This window comes from Streptococcus sp. V919 (assembly GCF_054353475.1).
The window spans coordinates 229826-245998 of sequence record NZ_JBTHHY010000002.1; the positions used below are offsets into that span (position 1 = coordinate 229826).

The window sequence follows — 16173 nt, forward strand, 5'->3', positions numbered from 1 at the left end:
TAGCTAAAATTGCTTCAAATATGGTAAAATAGAAGGAGTATATTGTGAGGAAAATGGATGTCAACCACTTTTGAAATTTTAATGAATCAGTTGGGAATCCCCGCTGAGATAAGAAATCATGAAGCCTTCTCCCAGGCAGAAATTGAACAAGTTATTGTACACAAACAAAGTAAAATTTGGGAGTTTCGCTTTGTCTTTGAGAATATCCTGCCTTTTGAACTCTTTTTAGCGTTGAAGAAAGGTTTGAAAGAAGAGTTTTCAAAAACAGGAAATCAAGCAACCTTTGAGATAAAAACTCGCCATCAAGACTTTACAAAAGAGCTTCTACAAGCCTACTATCAAGAGGCTTTTTCAGATGGACCTTGTGCAAGTCAGGGATTTCGTTCCATGTATCAAAACTGTCAGGTTCGAGTTGAGAATGATCAGTTGATTATTGAAGCTTCTGAAGCAGCAGATACAGAACATTTTAGAAAAAACCACCTACCAAATCTCAGTAAACAGCTGGAACTTTTTGGCTTTCCTAAATTCACTTGTGTTTTAGAGAAAAATGAAGATTTGACCAAGGAAGAACAAGAAGTTTTCCATTCGGAAAATCAAATGATTGTTCAGGCTGCCAATGAAGAAACTCTTCGGGCTATGGAACAGTTGGAACAGATGGCGCCACCACCTCCAGTAGAGGATAAGCCTATCTTTGATTTTCAAGCTAAGAAGGCAGCTGCCAAGCCAAAACTAGACAAGGCAGAAATTACTCCAATGATTGAGGTCAATACTGAAGAGAACCGTTTGGTATTTGAAGGAGTTGTTTTTGATGTTGAGCAGAAGGTGACTAGAACAGGTCGTGTTTTGATTAACTTCAAGATGACCGACTATACTTCTAGTTTCTCTATGCAAAAATGGGTCAAAAATGAAGAAGAAGCTCAGAAGTTTGACATGATCAAGAAAAACTCTTGGCTTCGTGTTCGTGGGAATGTTGAAATGAATAATTTCACGCGAGACTTGACCATGAATGTGCAAGATGTGCAGGAAGTTGTCCACTATGAGCGTAAGGATCTGATGCCAGAGGGAGAACGTCGGGTTGAGTTCCATGCACATACCAATATGTCGACTATGGATGCTCTACCTGAAGTTGAGGAACTCGTTGCGAAAGCAGCCAAATGGGGACACAAGGCAGTAGCAATCACAGACCACGGGAATGTTCAATCCTTCCCTCATGGCTATAAGGCAGCTAAGAAAGCTGGCATCCAGCTAATCTATGGGATGGAAGCCAATATCGTTGAAGACCGTGTTCCTATCGTCTATAACGAAGTAGAGATGGACCTTTCTGAAGCTACTTATGTAGTCTTTGACGTGGAAACGACAGGACTTTCAGCAATCTATAATGACTTGATTCAGGTTGCAGCTTCCAAGATGTATAAGGGCAATATCGTCGCTGAATTTGATGAGTTTATCAATCCAGGGCATCCTTTGTCTGCTTTTACAACTGAATTGACAGGAATTACGGATGACCATGTAAAAAATGCCAAACCCTTGGTTCAAGTTTTAAAAGAGTTCCAAGAATTTTGTAAGGATACCGTTCTTGTAGCCCACAATGCAACCTTTGACGTTGGCTTTATGAATGCCAATTATGAACGTCATGGGCTGCCAAAAATTACTCAGCCTGTCATCGATACGCTAGAGTTCGCAAGAAATCTCTATCCTGAATACAAGCGCCACGGTCTAGGACCTTTGACCAAGCGTTTTGGAGTTGCCCTAGAACACCATCACATGGCCAACTATGATGCGGAAGCAACTGGCCGTCTGCTTTTCATCTTTATCAAGGAAGTGGCAGAAAAGCATGGCGTGACAGATTTAGCTAGATTGAATATTGATTTAATCAGTCCGGACTCTTATAAAAAAGCTCGCGTCAAGCATGCAACTATCTATGTAAAAAATCAAGTGGGCTTGAAAAATATCTTTAAGCTGGTTTCTCTCTCAAATACCCAGTATTTTGAAGGAGTACCACGGATTCCACGTACAGTACTAGATGCCCATCGAGAAGGGTTAATCTTGGGTTCTGCTTGTACGGAAGGAGAAGTCTTTGATGCAGTTGTATCACAAGGTGTAGATGCAGCAGTCGAAGTTGCTAAATACTATGACTTTATCGAGGTGATGCCTCCAGCTGTCTATGCACCTCTGATTGCTAAAGAGCAGGTCAAGGACATGGAGGAACTCCAAATCATCATCAAGAGCTTGATAGAGGTTGGAGATCGCCTTGGGAAACTCGTTCTTGCGACAGGAAATGTCCACTATCTCGAACCTGAGGACGAAATCTATCGTGAAATCATCGTGCGAAGTCTAGGTCAGGGTGCCATGATTAACCGAACGATCGGTCATGGAGAAGCTGCTCAACCAGCTCCGCTACCAAAGGCGCATTTTAGAACAACCAATGAAATGTTGGATGAGTTTGCCTTTCTAGGGGAAGACTTGGCTCGCAAGATTGTTATTGAAAATACCAATGCCTTGGCAGAAATCTTTGAACCTGTGGAGGTTGTAAAGGGTGATTTATACACGCCTTTCATTGACAAAGCTGAAGAAACAGTTGCCGAGTTAACCTATAAAAAAGCCTTTGAAATCTATGGAAATCCACTGCCTGATATCGTTGATCTACGGATTGAAAAGGAATTGACCTCTATCTTGGGGAATGGTTTCGCCGTGATTTATCTGGCTTCGCAGATGCTAGTGCACCGTTCCAACGAACGAGGTTACTTGGTTGGTTCCCGTGGGTCTGTTGGTTCTAGTTTCGTTGCGACCATGATTGGGATTACCGAGGTCAATCCGCTCTCTCCTCACTATGTCTGTGGTCAGTGTCAGTACAGTGAGTTTATCACAGATGGTTCTTACGGTTCAGGGTTTGATATGCTAGATAAAGACTGTCCAAACTGTGGGCACAAGCTCAGCAAGAATGGACAGGACATTCCTTTCGAGACCTTCCTTGGTTTTGACGGGGATAAGGTACCTGATATCGATTTGAACTTCTCTGGTGAGGATCAACCAAGCGCTCATTTGGATGTTCGTGATATCTTTGGGGAAGAATATGCCTTCCGTGCAGGAACGGTAGGTACGGTGGCTGCTAAGACAGCCTATGGATTTGTCAAGGGTTACGAGCGTGACTATGGTAAGTTCTACCGTGAAGCCGAAGTAGAGCGCCTAGCTCAAGGAGCAGCTGGTGTTAAACGTACGACTGGTCAACACCCAGGGGGAATCGTTGTTATCCCAAACTATATGGATGTCTATGATTTTACACCAGTACAGTATCCTGCAGATGATGTAACTGCTGAATGGCAGACCACTCACTTTAACTTCCACGATATCGATGAGAACGTCCTCAAGCTCGATGTTCTTGGTCATGATGATCCGACCATGATTCGCAAGCTCCAGGATTTATCAGGCATTGATCCAAATGATATCCCTATGGATGATCCTGATGTCATGGCCCTCTTCTCGGGTACAGATATCCTGGGAGTGACACCTGATCAAATCGGGACTTCAACTGGTATGCTTGGAATTCCAGAGTTTGGGACCAACTTTGTTCGCGGAATGGTGGATGAAACCCATCCGACGACCTTTGCCGAGTTGCTACAGCTTTCTGGATTGTCTCACGGTACCGACGTATGGTTGGGAAATGCCCAGGACTTGATTAAGGCTGGAATTGCGGACCTATCAACCGTTATCGGATGTCGGGATGACATCATGGTTTACCTCATGCACGCTGGCCTAGATCCAAAGATGGCCTTTACTATCATGGAGCGAGTTCGTAAGGGAATGTGGCTCAAAATCTCTGAAGAAGAGCGTAATGGATATATCGAGGCCATGAAGGCCAACAATGTACCTGAGTGGTATATCGAATCTTGTGGAAAAATCAAGTACATGTTCCCTAAAGCCCATGCGGCTGCCTACGTTATGATGGCCTTGCGTGTAGCCTACTTCAAGGTTCACCATCCGATTTATTATTACTGTGCTTACTTCTCCATCCGTGCAAAGGCCTTTGATATCAAGACCATGGGTGCAGGCTTGGAAGCAATCAAACGCAAGATGCAAGAAATTGCTGAAAAGCGCAAGAACAATGAAGCTTCCAATGTGGAAATCGACCTCTATACAACGCTTGAAATCGTCAATGAAATGTGGGAACGTGGCTTCAAATTTGGCAAGTTGGACCTCTATCGTAGTGATGCGACTGAATTTATCATTGACGGAGATACTCTCATCCCACCGTTTGTCGCTATGGATGGTCTAGGAGAGAACGTTGCCAAGCAATTAGTTCGTGCTCGTCAAGAGGGAGAATTCCTCTCTAAAACAGAACTCCGCAAGCGTGGTGGACTCTCATCAACCTTGGTTGAAAAGATGGATGAGATGGGGATTCTCGGAAATATGCCAGAGGATAACCAGCTGAGTTTGTTTGATGATTTATTTTAGGGACTAGTAACGGGGGACATTTGATGAAACTCAGAATTTTTGCGGAAGACAAGCCGGCTGAGAAGGTGTTTGAGTATCAATTAGAGCTTGCTGATCAGACAATTCTTCTATCGACAGCACTCTTGTCTGGTGCTATTGCTTTAGCAGGATTATTTTCTGCTTTGAAAGAAAAATAAAAATAGAAAAGGGAAACACAAATGGTTTTACCAAATTTTAAAGAAAATCTAGAAAAATACGCTAAGCTTTTGGTTGCAAACGGTGTGAATGTGCAACCGGGTCATACCTTGGCTCTCTCTATCGATGTGGAGCAACGTGAGTTGGCTCACTTAATCGTCAAAGAGGCTTATGCACTCGGTGCACACGAAGTGATCGTCCAATGGGCAGATGACTTTGTAAATCGTGAGAAATTCCTTCACGCGCCACTAGAACGTTTGGACAATGTACCAGAATACAAGATTGCTGAGATGAACTACCTCCTTGATAACAAGGCGAGTCGTTTGGCTGTTCGTTCTTCTGATCCAGGTGCCTTGAACGGAGTAGATGCAGAAAAACTTTCTGCTTCTGCAAAAGCGATGGGAATCGCCATGAAACCGATGCGTATCGCTACTCAATCTAACAAGGTTAGCTGGACAGTTGCTGCAGCAGCTGGTACAGAGTGGGCTAAGAAGGTCTTTCCAAATGCTGCAAGCGACGAAGAAGCAGTGGACCTCCTTTGGGACCAAATCTTCAAGACTTGCCGTATCTACGAAGAAGATCCAGTTAAGGCTTGGCAAGAACATGCAGCTATCTTGAAGAGCAAGGCTCAAATGCTGAACAATGAACAATTCTCAGCCCTTCACTACACAGCTCCTGGAACTGACTTGACACTTGGCTTGCCTAAGAACCACGTTTGGGAATCAGCTGGAGCTATCAATGCCCAAGGTGAAGGATTCTTGCCAAATATGCCAACAGAAGAAGTGTTTACAGCTCCTGACTTCCGTCGTGCTGATGGTTATGTAACGTCTACAAAACCACTTAGCTATAATGGAAACATCATCGAAGGCATCAAGGTGACCTTTGAAAATGGTCAAATCGTCGATATCACTGCTGAAAAGGGTGATCAAGTTATGAAGGACCTTGTCTTTAAGAATGCTGGCGCGCGTGCCTTGGGTGAATGTGCCTTGGTACCAGATCCAAGTCCAATTTCACAGTCAGGTATTACCTTCTTTAACACTCTTTTCGATGAGAATGCTTCTAACCACTTAGCTATCGGTGCAGCCTATGCAACGAGCGTTGTTGGTGGAGCAGAGATGAGCGAAGAAGAACTTGAAGCTGCAGGGCTTAACCGTTCCGATGTTCACGTTGACTTTATGATTGGTTCCAACCAAATGGATATCGACGGTATCCGTGAGGATGGAACACGCGTGCCACTCTTCCGCAATGGAGATTGGGCAATTTAAGGAGAAGCTATGATTGGAAGTATGTTTGTCGGACTTTTGATCGGACTATTAGCAGGAGCTATCACCAATCGTGGCGAACGAATGGGATGCTTCGGAAAAATGTTTCTCGGCTGGATTGGTGCCTTTTTAGGACAATTACTTTTTGGAACTTGGGGGCCTATCTTAGCTGATACGGCTATTATCCCATCAGTTTTAGGAGCCATGATTTTATTAGCTATCTTTTGGAAAAAAGACAGCTAGTTTTAACTTGCTAGAACAGATAAAGAGGTTGGAGATCTTCCAACCTCTTTTTAATGAGCTGTAAAAAGACTGATATGCGACTAGCTTGGCTTTCAGTTACTGGTTCTTTTTATATTGCGCTAAGTATGGTACAATAAAAGCATGAGAATTCAACAATTACACTATATTATCAAAATCGTAGAGACTGGTTCGATGAATGAGGCTGCCAAGCAACTTTTCATTACACAACCGAGTCTGTCAAATGCAGTTCGTGATCTAGAAAATGAGATGGGAATTGAGATTTTTATCCGAAATCCCAAGGGAATCACCCTCACACGTGATGGGATGGAGTTTTTATCCTATGCCCGTCAGGTTGTCGAGCAAACGCAACTTCTAGAAGAACGCTATAAGAACCCAATCGCTCATCGCGAGCTTTTTAGTGTGTCTTCGCAGCACTATGCCTTCGTGGTCAATGCCTTTGTTTCCTTGCTCAAGAAGAGCGATATGGAAAAGTACGAGCTTTTTTTGCGTGAAACCAGAACCTGGGAAATCATTGACGACGTCAAGAACTTCCGCAGTGAAGTCGGAGTCCTCTTTTTAAATAGCTATAACCGGGACGTACTTTCGAAGATGTTGGATGACAACCATCTGGTTGCCCATCATCTCTTTACAGCCCAACCCCATATCTTTGTCAGCAAGTCCAACCCTCTTGCTAAAAGAGACAAGGTGCAGTTATCAGATCTAGAAGACTTCCCATACTTGAGCTATGACCAAGGGACCCATAATTCCTTCTACTTCTCAGAAGAGATTTTGTCACAGGAACACCACAAGAAATCCATCGTGGTTAGTGACCGTGCGACCTTGTTCAATCTTTTGATTGGTTTGGACGGCTATACCATCGCGACAGGTATCCTCAATAGTAACCTTAATGGGGACAATATCGTTTCGATTCCACTTGATATTGATGATCCCATTGAGCTGGTTTATATCCAGCATGAAAAGACAAGCTTGTCCAAGATGGGTGAGCGTTTCATCGAGTACCTACTTGAAGAAGTTCGTTTTGATAAGTAATTTGAATAAATGAGAAGAGAAAAGAAGAATGACGACATTAAATACAAATGATTTTGATTTTCACTTGCCGGAGGAGTTGATTGCACAGACGCCTTTGGAAAAGCGCGATGCCTCTAAACTCTTGATGGTCAATCGCAAAACAGGGGAATTTCAAGATCGCCATTTTCACTCTATTATTGAAATGTTAGAGCCAGGTGATGCCCTGGTTATGAATGACACCCGCGTACTACCAGCGCGACTTCATGGCCAAAAGGAAGAAACAGGGGGCCACGTTGAACTCTTACTCTTGAAAAATACAGCTGGAGACGAATGGGAAGTCTTGGCAAAGCCAGCTAAGCGTCTCAAGGTCGGGGCCCGTGTTATCTTTGGTGATGGTCGACTTAGCGCAGTCGTGACCGAGGAATTAACCCATGGCGGTCGTATTGTCCGTTTTGAGTATGAAGGAATTTTCCTAGAAGTACTTGAAAGTCTTGGAGAAATGCCTTTGCCTCCTTATATTCACGAAAAATTGGATGACCGTGAACGGTACCAGACCGTCTATGCCAAGGAGAGTGGCTCAGCCGCTGCTCCGACTGCAGGCCTTCATTTTACCAAAGAATTACTAGAAGAGATCCAGCAAAAAGGAGTTCACCTAGTCTACTTGACCTTGCACGTTGGTCTTGGAACCTTTAGACCTGTTTCCGTCGATAATCTAGATGAACACGAGATGCACTCAGAGTTTTACCAATTATCTGAGGAAGCTGCTGCGACCTTGCGTCAGGTCAAGGAAAATGGTGGCCGTGTCATTGCTGTGGGAACAACTTCTATCCGTACGCTAGAGACTATCGGAAGCAAGTTCGATGGGCAAATCCAAGCAGACTCTGGCTGGACCAATATCTTTATCAAACCGGGCTATGACTGGAAAGTTGTCGATGCTTTTTCTACTAATTTCCACCTGCCGAAGTCTACCTTGGTCATGCTTGTCTCAGCCTTTGCAGGCCGAGAATTGGTCCTCGAAGCCTACCAGCATGCTATCGATCAGAAATACCGTTTCTTTAGCTTTGGCGATGCCATGTTTATCTACTAAAAAACGAGCAAATCAAAACTAGAAATAAAAGAGCTAATTCCTGATTGGATTAGCTTTTTTTGATATCAGATAGCTATTGAATTAAAGCCAAATAAATGATACACTGAAGACTACGAGACAGCCGTCAAATATATGCAAAATCTGACGAGCTACTTTTATCTGTATCTATTTCAAAGGAGATTTTTATGAAAAACAAAACATTGCGCTATACGAGCCTATCAGTCCTGACCTTGTTAGTTGCCTTGACCTTGGCTGCCTGTGGTGGAAAGACTGACAAGAACACTTCAGCTTCAAACCAAAAGGAAACAACAAGCAAGGTGACTACAGAGTCCGCAAGTAAAACTGAAGCAGGCCAAAAAGAGGGGCAGAAGTCAGAAACAAATAGTACGATAGAAGCTACAACCACTCAAGCAGAACAAACAGAAGATAAGCAAAAATCACAAGAGGCTTACGCTAAATTTGTAGGAATTTGGGAAAACTACGCGGGAACAACTGCAACAGTCACAGCAGATGGGATTGTAACAATCCAAAGTGCAAATGGAACCTTTAAATACGAGATGGGGCAAGTAGAGGAAAAAGATGGCTACTACTCAACAGGTATTCATCTTGTCGGTGGTGGACAAGGTGCACGACTGATCTTTACCCCAGCTGGAGTCCAAAACGAAGTGACAGGTACAGACGGTAGCCAAGACGTCTTGTCTATCGGTCAATCAGTGAGCGATAAAGATAACCAATTTTACCGTAACTAAGAAGATCAATCAGAAGTAAGGGTGGAGAAATGTCCTTGCTTTTTTAAAGTTTTCGATGTATAAATTTTTAAACATCCAAGTTTACAATACGTTTAAGTTGGATGACAAACCAGCCAGTTTTTATGTGCAAGTAGTAAATCGCTAACAACACAAAAAGCCCTATATCAGGGCTTTTTATTACTAGCTAATATAAGAAATCAATTCCGTAGTTTTCTTTTAGATAGGTCGCCAACTCGGCTTTTTCTTCTTCTCTAAATCGACAGAGACTAAGGGCGAGGCGCAATATCAGGACACTTGTATCGATGATGACGTTTGACTTAGAAATATCTTCTAGCTGGGTCACCTCTCTCAGATCGAAGTCTAAATAGTAAGCCTTGCTGTTGACATGGTCAGGGTCGCTGACATCCACTTCAACATACGATGCTCGCAACAATTCTTCTTTTGGGATGAAGATTTCCTTGGAAAAGAAGAGCCCGGGATAGACATAAATGCCTTCAAAGGTGAATTCAAAGGAGAGCCTACGACTAGTCAGTCTTTTGATGCCTGCAATCGTTGCATAGATAGCAGCGAAAAAGAGGATGGTTGGAACTACAGTAAGAAGACTAAGCTGGGAAAAGTCGATTAATCCATGCGCGAGGAAAAAGAAAAATTGAAAGAATACACCCACCGCAAAGAATAGATAGCCGACACCGACAAATTTTGAATAATAGATTTTCATAGAAACCTCCAGATATAGAATTGAACTCGCCAACGCTTTTTCAGTAGAAGTCGTATAGGTCGTGGAGAGTAAAATTTCTAGGTATTCCCATCATATCCTATGGAGCGAAGTTCTGTCAACATTTTAGCAATCTTCCAACCATAGTTATCCTATGACCTAGCATATGGAATGTGGTATACTAGGATAAATGTAATCCAAACTTTGACAACATATTTTCATAAATAGAAAGAGGTATGTATGTTTTTTCTCAGCCGACGTCGTGTCTTTATCGGCGAATGTGATGGACAGGCTGTTTATTATGACCAAAAGACAGGAGAGGCTTTAGCTGCTCCAAAGAGTAAGTTGCTCAATACTGAAAAAGCTGGTGACACGAATTCCTTTATTCCTGACTTGGTAATTCTCTTACTAGCAGGTGGACCCGCAGTTTCGGGCTTCTTTTCACTCAAGTTTGTTGGTGTCTACAACTGGTTCAGTCTAGCTTGTATTCTTCTCTTTTGGTTGATGCAGTTTTTCTCGTTAGTTGCTTTACTCGAAAGAGCACTCTATAAAAATGTTCGCAAAGCACAGCCGACGACAGAGAAAGCCTTTTACTATGCCGCATCTCATAATTTGTTTGTAAAAAACCAGTTTGATCCTAGACAACTGTCTGCTTTACCTTTTCGATTTGCTCGCCTTGCAGTAAATATAGTATCCATCTATTATTTTTTGTATTTCTTGACTCTTCCTCTAAAATTTGGTCAACCGATTAATGAAGGCTATGGTTTGTGGTTTGCTGGCTTGTTATTCTTTGTAATTTTTCTTATGTATAACCAAAACAATCCAGTTCGTTTTGTGAAGATTATGAGATTATACAGCCAAGGAAAAGTAAGATTTAAGGAAGAAGCGGAACATTGAGCATCATTCTAAATACTTCTAAAAACAAAAAAAGCCTTGATTTCAAGGCTTTTTCCTGTTGATTTAGATGCCCCCTGCATGAATTTGTAAGAACTTTTCATATTGAAAATAAACAAAAATGTTGAAATATAGCTGATTTTAGGGAAATACTTTTAGGTATTTTCAATGTCAGGATTTAAAAATGGGGCAAAAGTGGGGCAAAAACAAATTAACGAAAAAAATATCGAGTTCGTGCATCAAGTAAATGATAAATTGCAAGAATAAGTGCAACATTTACTCGAACTCATCCTCTAGAGCTTCACTAGCAGTTCTGTAAGCTAAACATTTTCGTGGTCGGTGATTGATATCATATAAAGCCTTGGTTCCCAAAGCTTTTTTATGTTATAAACTCATTAAAAGAACCCCCAGTTAGATTTGGAATATTTTTTATTCTGTGTCACATAAAAATAAATAAAATGAATGGCTATAGCTAGAGCTAAAATGGTTGTTATACTCACTACTATTATAGGATTAGAAGCAAAGATTAAAGAGAGAATCAAGGCAGCCAGATAGAGTGTCGCTTGGACACAGTAGTAACTTTTCGAATAGCGAAGATAGTGTTTGTTATAGGGCCCATTTACTAGGACAGCAGCTTGAAAGAGGCCAAATCCGATATAAGAGAAGATGGTTGCAAAGAGACGATTAGCTTCAGGATTCAGAAGAAAACTCATCGATACAGTCATCATCATAAGCCCAATGAAAATAGGATAGTGACTGTAAATTAGAAATAGTCCCTTTTGATTAGATTTTTGATCAATAGCATGGTCGAATTGACCAAAATAAAACAAGAACAGAGAAATCATAATTATGAAATAAAGAACCGAATAAATCGAGAAATTCTCGATTGTAAAGAAGTTAGCTAGCTCCGTAATCATCTCTCCAAACATAATAATGACAAGAAGGGAGATACGCTCGATTAAATGGGGGAGATTTACCTGGTAATGCTTATCTTTATTAAGCAAGATACTTGGCATAATAAATGTTAGCAGAATACTAGCAAATAAGATATAGACTCTAAGGTAAATAGGAAGAAGAGCTGCTAGATAGAATCCTAAACTTCCTAGACCTGTTATCCATAGAAAACCTTTGATACTTTCCCGATTAGCATCATCGGTTGATTTTCTAAAAAATTCAACCAAATATTGAAAAAATAAGGTAAGGGTTAATGTACCAATAGCCCAACAGAGATAATGAAAATATTGTTGCCAATCAGGTCCAATCATATTGGCTATAAAGAGTAAAATTCCCATTTTGATAAACATGATTACTATGTTAAATAAAGAGTTCTTTCCATAGCGATTGGTATAATCGGTTTGAATCATCCAGGAATCGATGAGAAACAAAGTAGCAATGAAAAAATCAAGGAAAGAATTCCAAGTCAAAATACCGTTATGAAGATGGTCAATTAAAGTAGTTACTTTTGAAATTGCAAAAACAAAAACTAGGTCATAAAAAAGTTCTGAAAATTCTACACGTTTATGTTTAATAAGAGTTGTCATCTTAAGACCTTTCTATTTTAGAAGTACAATTTATTATAACAGAAAATGGTAATGAGAGAAAAGGATATGCTTAAATAACTTTATGTGGCGCGAATTGTCAAAACCTTGACTTCTTTTGTCATTTACTTGAAAAAGCAACCCTGACGAGTTGATTAAAATCCTATTAAAAATTAACTTTGTCAGGATCATCCTGAGTTTTGATGCCTTGAATCTTATCCAAGACCGCCATATCTTCCTCTGATAAGTCGAAGCCGAAGATATCCAAGTTAGCTTTTATATTTTTAGGTGTCACAGACTTAGGTAGTGGCAAGAAACCTTTTTGAAGGCTCCAACGCAGAGCAACTTGTGCCACAGATTTACCGTTACGTTCAGCCACTGCTTCAACATCTTCATTTCCAAAAATACCACCTGTACCTAGTGGACTATAGGCTTCAAGAAGGATATCGCGCTCTTGGCAATAGGCAACTAAGTCTTTTTGGTCACAACCTGGAGCCAAGAGGATTTGATTGACATGTGGCACAATTTCAGCTGTTTCAAGAAGAGCTTCTAGGTGATGTTGCATAAAGTTAGACACACCGATAGCACGCACCTTACCTTCTTTGTAGGCTTCTTCCATTGCCTTCCAAGCGCCTGCATTACCAGACTTCCAAGCATCATTCTCACGAAGCGCCTTTGGATTAGGCCAATGGATAAGCAAAAGATCCAAATAATCCACACCAAGTCTTTCGAGAGACTCATCGATAGAAGTCTTAGCCAACTCGTAATCGTGCTTATCATTCCAAAGTTTGGTAGTTAGGAAAATATCCTCACGTGCCAAATCACTATCAGCAATCGCCTTACCTACAGAAACCTCGTTACCGTAAATTTGTGCGGTATCAATATGTGAGTAACCCGCCTTAAGTGCGAAGCTAACGCTGTTATAGGCTTCTTCGCCTTCAGCAATTTGCCAAGTTCCAAAACCAATTTTAGGAATAGCAACCCCATTTGCAAGTGTATATGTTTCCATGATTTTCACCTTTTCTTTTTTTAATAGTACTATCTTAAAAAAGATAAGGCAAAAATGCAAAGATTTGCTACGGCTATTATTATGAATAGTTTCTTACTTCTTTTTCCGCTGTTCGTAACAGCTTTTGGAGATATTATTACTTGGGAAGAGAATGAATTTGTTGGTATTGTAAAATACAATCTTCAAAACTGCGACATTATTATCAAGAGCTTGAAATATTTTCTTCAGTATTTAGATAACTCATATGTGACTGATAACTTTGAACTGGATTTATATAGACAGGCTGTGTTAAAACATGGTCCCTTGTCTTATAACCAATGTTTCGGTTTTGTTCCTTTACTAGCCTTGGGAGGCTTAAAAGATGTGGATCATATGGATAAGGTAAAAACCTTGGAACACATTTACCTCATGTACCAACTCACAGGCGGAGTGTTTGACGATTGATAAAAAAGAACCACCCTCGCGGTGTTTTTTTCGATGAAAACGAGATGTTAGATAAATAGCGAGTCTTTGGATGAGACTCTCTAATTTGGTGAATATAAATTATTTGGTACAAAATTTGGTACAAAAAACAAAATGACAAGCAAAAAAGCCTTATAAATCAAGGCTTTTTCCTGTTGATTTAGATACCCCCTACATGAATTTGTAAGAACTTTTCATATTGAAAATAATCAAAAATGTTGAAATATAGCTGATTTTAGGGAAGTACTTTTAGGTATTTTCAATATCATGATTTAAAAATGGGGCAAAAGTGGGGCAAAGACGATTGACTCACATTTGGTTTGAAAACCTATAATACCTAATGATTATGCTATACTAGATATATAGTGTTGTTATCAATAAATATCAGTGCGAGACCAAATCGGAGGATAAAATGGAAAAACAAATTAATGAGAAAATTCGTGAAGTTGCACAAAGTGTTAATGAGACAATACCAGTAGCATGGGATAATCTTTTTATTAACATAAGTTTAGCTTTTGATGGAGGAGAGGTATATTATTTCTTTAATGAAGAGGGGAAAAATGAGTATATCTACAATCTATATATTCCAAAGCGGTATGGTATTCCTAATTTAGAGTTTCGGAATCAAGAAAGACGCACCTTTAGATTAGCTTGGGAGTTGAGAGAAATTTTTGAGAAAGAAGGCCAACCTTTGTGGACTTCTTGTACTATAAAAGTAATTGGCACGAAATTATCTGCTGAATTTGACTATGCACCTTGGAATGAAAGTGATTATAGTTCAGGTCAACAAATGGACTTTTTTGAATATAAATATCTCGGCAAGCAACCAGCGAATGAAAAAGAGCTTGAGCAGTTCAAGGCCATGGAAGCTTTCCAAAGAGAGCATAATGGGAAATAGCTATATCTAAAGAACAACCCACCTCGGAGGATAAAATGGTTCAACAGATGAATGATAAAATTGCATTTTTAAATCGATACACGTTGTCATCTAAAAATAAAGTAGAATTTATAACTAATAAATCAACGATTTTAAATGCACCGATTCCAGAATATTGGAAAGCAGCATTTCTAGCCGATACTTTGGAAGAATACTTGGAGCAATTCTACGCAGAATGGAATGCGAAAAAGTGATAATTAAAGAGACAAAAAAGCTGAGAATATGATTTCCCAGCTTTTTTGAATGCGATAGAAATAGCAACTAGACTATTTACGAAAGACCTCAATAATGTAGGTGAAGCCAGTAACTAAAAATGCAAAGGCAATGACATAAACGACAAAGACACCTGTAGCCACTGGATTGAACAGAATCACTAGACCTAGTAAAAATTCAAGCAAGGCTACCCACGTGATATTGCTACCAATAATAGGGAAAATCAATCCTAGACGATTGCCTTTAAAGAAAGCAATAATGGCTTCTACAATTAACCAAATTCCTACAATGGTCGGAATGACGACCGGCAGGGTCAAAAAGCCATAAGCAACGAGGTAAAGAGCTAAGAGAAGACTAACAAATCCTTGGAAAAGATAAACAGGTGAGCGAAGCTCTTTTGGTGCAGAGAAATAGCCTAAAATAGCTGCTATAGAAGAAACCAGTAAACCAAATGAAATCCACCAGCTGTAAGCAACAAGATTAGCTACTGGGTTTGTAAATAGGAAAAGTCCTAAAAGGACAAAAACAACTCCTGCAAGGAATAGCAGTAAACGATTAGAAAATTTCATTTCAATACCCCCTATATAGTATAGTTTGCTAATAAAACTATTGTACTTATTTTTATAGAAAATGTCAATAAAATAAATAAACAATTTGGAAGTTTCAGTCTGACTTACAAAAAGAAAAGGAGTTTTCACTCCTTTTCACAGATTGAAGACAAAGTCCTTATAAAAGTGTCTTCTAAAGATTTTAACTTCAATCTGAAGCGAGGTTATCCTCGCTTTTTCTATTTATCAAACAATTCCTTATTTTCAATTAAGAGTTCTAGTGGAGATTTATCCCTTGCTACAATAAAACCAGGTTCATATTGGTTATGAAGTGTTCTTTTCTGAGAAGTTGGATCAATATACAACTCATCTCCATCTTCTGTGTATAGTTGGTTGCCTCTTGTTAAGTAAAGTAAATCCTCTAAGTACTGTCCATCAGTTTCTAGAAAATCTTCGATGTATTTGACAGCTTTTAAGATCTCACTTACTTTATCAGAGTATTCATTCGATTCAAGAACACTCTTTTCTAATTCAATCTCTTTACTAGTTCCAAAAAGTTGAGTTGGAGTTGCATTAAAATATTCTGCTATCTTATCCAAATTTGCAAAGGTAGGATAGCTTTTTTGTTTTTCATAATCAGAGATGTCTGGAAAGATTGCTCATAAAAAAATGTGGGGCAAATGATGGGGCAAATCAGTTATAGACAAGCAAAAAAGCCTTATAAATAAAGGCTTTTTCCTGTTGATTTAGATGCCCCCTACAGGGCTCGAACCTGTGACCCATAGATTAAGAGTCTACTGCTCTACCAACTGAGCTAAGGAGGCAAATAAAAAGCTGTATTGGTGCCGAAACTTCACGGTT

At 40.0% G+C, this 16173-nt stretch carries 16 protein-coding genes and 1 tRNA gene; 11 read left to right on the plus strand and 6 right to left on the minus strand.

Annotated elements, in window-relative coordinates; genetic code table 11:
• The first annotated feature begins 57 nt into the window (after positions 1 to 57).
• The 7 genes from ACXYSK_RS07230 to ACXYSK_RS07260 all read left to right on the plus strand — a co-directional run bounded on the left by ACXYSK_RS07230 (position 58) and on the right by ACXYSK_RS07260 (position 8996).
• The gene (locus ACXYSK_RS07230; RefSeq protein WP_458625548.1) at positions 58 to 4452 is read left to right on the plus strand and encodes a PolC-type DNA polymerase III; all 4395 of its coding nucleotides are present in this window, start codon (positions 58 to 60) and stop codon (positions 4450 to 4452) included.
• Between the two features lie 23 nt (positions 4453 to 4475).
• Positions 4476 to 4628, plus strand: coding sequence for a hypothetical protein (locus ACXYSK_RS07235; protein WP_000776626.1), 153 nt, complete (start codon positions 4476 to 4478; stop codon positions 4626 to 4628).
• Between the two features lie 21 nt (positions 4629 to 4649).
• Positions 4650 to 5891, plus strand: a complete 1242-nt coding sequence (locus ACXYSK_RS07240; RefSeq protein ID WP_458625549.1) for an aminopeptidase — start codon at positions 4650 to 4652, stop codon at positions 5889 to 5891.
• A gap of 9 nt (positions 5892 to 5900) precedes the next feature.
• Positions 5901 to 6131, plus strand: coding sequence for a GlsB/YeaQ/YmgE family stress response membrane protein (locus tag ACXYSK_RS07245; RefSeq protein ID WP_458625550.1), 231 nt, complete (start codon positions 5901 to 5903; stop codon positions 6129 to 6131).
• A 141-nt stretch (positions 6132 to 6272) separates the two neighbouring features.
• Positions 6273 to 7181 carry a LysR family transcriptional regulator gene (locus tag ACXYSK_RS07250; RefSeq protein ID WP_045613425.1) on the plus strand — a complete coding sequence of 303 codons (909 nt, stop codon included), beginning with the start codon at positions 6273 to 6275 and terminating at the stop codon, positions 7179 to 7181.
• A 28-nt stretch (positions 7182 to 7209) separates the two neighbouring features.
• Positions 7210 to 8247, plus strand: a complete 1038-nt coding sequence (queA, locus tag ACXYSK_RS07255; RefSeq protein WP_458625551.1) for a tRNA preQ1(34) S-adenosylmethionine ribosyltransferase-isomerase QueA — start codon at positions 7210 to 7212, stop codon at positions 8245 to 8247.
• 185 nt (positions 8248 to 8432) lie between these two features.
• Positions 8433 to 8996 (plus strand): ABC transporter substrate-binding protein, encoded by a 564-nt coding sequence (locus ACXYSK_RS07260; RefSeq protein WP_458625552.1) that lies wholly within the window; start codon positions 8433 to 8435, stop codon positions 8994 to 8996.
• Positions 8997 to 9180: 184 nt separating this feature from the next.
• On the opposite strand, the gene ACXYSK_RS07265 is transcribed toward ACXYSK_RS07260, so the two are convergent.
• Positions 9181 to 9714, minus strand: coding sequence for a hypothetical protein (locus ACXYSK_RS07265; protein WP_458625553.1), 534 nt, complete (start codon positions 9712 to 9714; stop codon positions 9181 to 9183).
• 237 nt (positions 9715 to 9951) lie between these two features.
• On the opposite strand from ACXYSK_RS07265, the gene ACXYSK_RS07270 reads away from it, so the two are divergent.
• Positions 9952 to 10608 carry a hypothetical protein gene (locus ACXYSK_RS07270; protein ID WP_458625554.1) on the plus strand — a complete coding sequence of 219 codons (657 nt, stop codon included), beginning with the start codon at positions 9952 to 9954 and terminating at the stop codon, positions 10606 to 10608.
• A gap of 392 nt (positions 10609 to 11000) precedes the next feature.
• Here ACXYSK_RS07270 and ACXYSK_RS07275 read toward each other — a convergent pair whose 3' ends face one another.
• Together ACXYSK_RS07275 and ACXYSK_RS07280 are read right to left on the minus strand one after the other, a co-directional pair.
• On the minus strand, positions 11001 to 12146 hold the full coding sequence (locus tag ACXYSK_RS07275; protein WP_458625555.1) for a low temperature requirement protein A: 1146 nt from the start codon (positions 12144 to 12146) through the stop codon (positions 11001 to 11003).
• Positions 12147 to 12309: 163 nt separating this feature from the next.
• Positions 12310 to 13152 carry an aldo/keto reductase gene (locus tag ACXYSK_RS07280; protein WP_458625556.1) on the minus strand — a complete coding sequence of 281 codons (843 nt, stop codon included), beginning with the start codon at positions 13150 to 13152 and terminating at the stop codon, positions 12310 to 12312.
• A gap of 54 nt (positions 13153 to 13206) precedes the next feature.
• Here ACXYSK_RS07280 and ACXYSK_RS07285 point away from each other — a divergent pair, with 54 nt between their 5' ends.
• The 3 genes from ACXYSK_RS07285 to ACXYSK_RS07295 all read left to right on the plus strand — a co-directional run bounded on the left by ACXYSK_RS07285 (position 13207) and on the right by ACXYSK_RS07295 (position 14745).
• The gene (locus tag ACXYSK_RS07285; RefSeq protein WP_458625557.1) at positions 13207 to 13596 is read left to right on the plus strand and encodes a T6SS immunity protein Tdi1 domain-containing protein; all 390 of its coding nucleotides are present in this window, start codon (positions 13207 to 13209) and stop codon (positions 13594 to 13596) included.
• Between the two features lie 430 nt (positions 13597 to 14026).
• A complete protein-coding gene (locus tag ACXYSK_RS07290; protein ID WP_316108395.1) occupies positions 14027 to 14512 on the plus strand; it encodes an immunity protein YezG family protein in 486 nt (161 codons plus the stop codon).
• A 35-nt stretch (positions 14513 to 14547) separates the two neighbouring features.
• Positions 14548 to 14745 (plus strand): hypothetical protein, encoded by a 198-nt coding sequence (locus tag ACXYSK_RS07295; RefSeq protein WP_458625558.1) that lies wholly within the window; start codon positions 14548 to 14550, stop codon positions 14743 to 14745.
• A 72-nt stretch (positions 14746 to 14817) separates the two neighbouring features.
• On the opposite strand, the gene ACXYSK_RS07300 is transcribed toward ACXYSK_RS07295, so the two are convergent.
• From ACXYSK_RS07300 to ACXYSK_RS07310, 3 genes are all read right to left on the minus strand, one after another.
• Positions 14818 to 15333 carry a DUF308 domain-containing protein gene (locus ACXYSK_RS07300; RefSeq protein ID WP_458625559.1) on the minus strand — a complete coding sequence of 172 codons (516 nt, stop codon included), beginning with the start codon at positions 15331 to 15333 and terminating at the stop codon, positions 14818 to 14820.
• Positions 15334 to 15551: 218 nt separating this feature from the next.
• Positions 15552 to 15968, minus strand: coding sequence for a helix-turn-helix domain-containing protein (locus ACXYSK_RS07305; RefSeq protein ID WP_233331986.1), 417 nt, complete (start codon positions 15966 to 15968; stop codon positions 15552 to 15554).
• A gap of 95 nt (positions 15969 to 16063) precedes the next feature.
• Positions 16064 to 16136 (minus strand) — tRNA-Lys (locus ACXYSK_RS07310).
• Positions 16137 to 16173 lie beyond the last annotated feature (37 nt).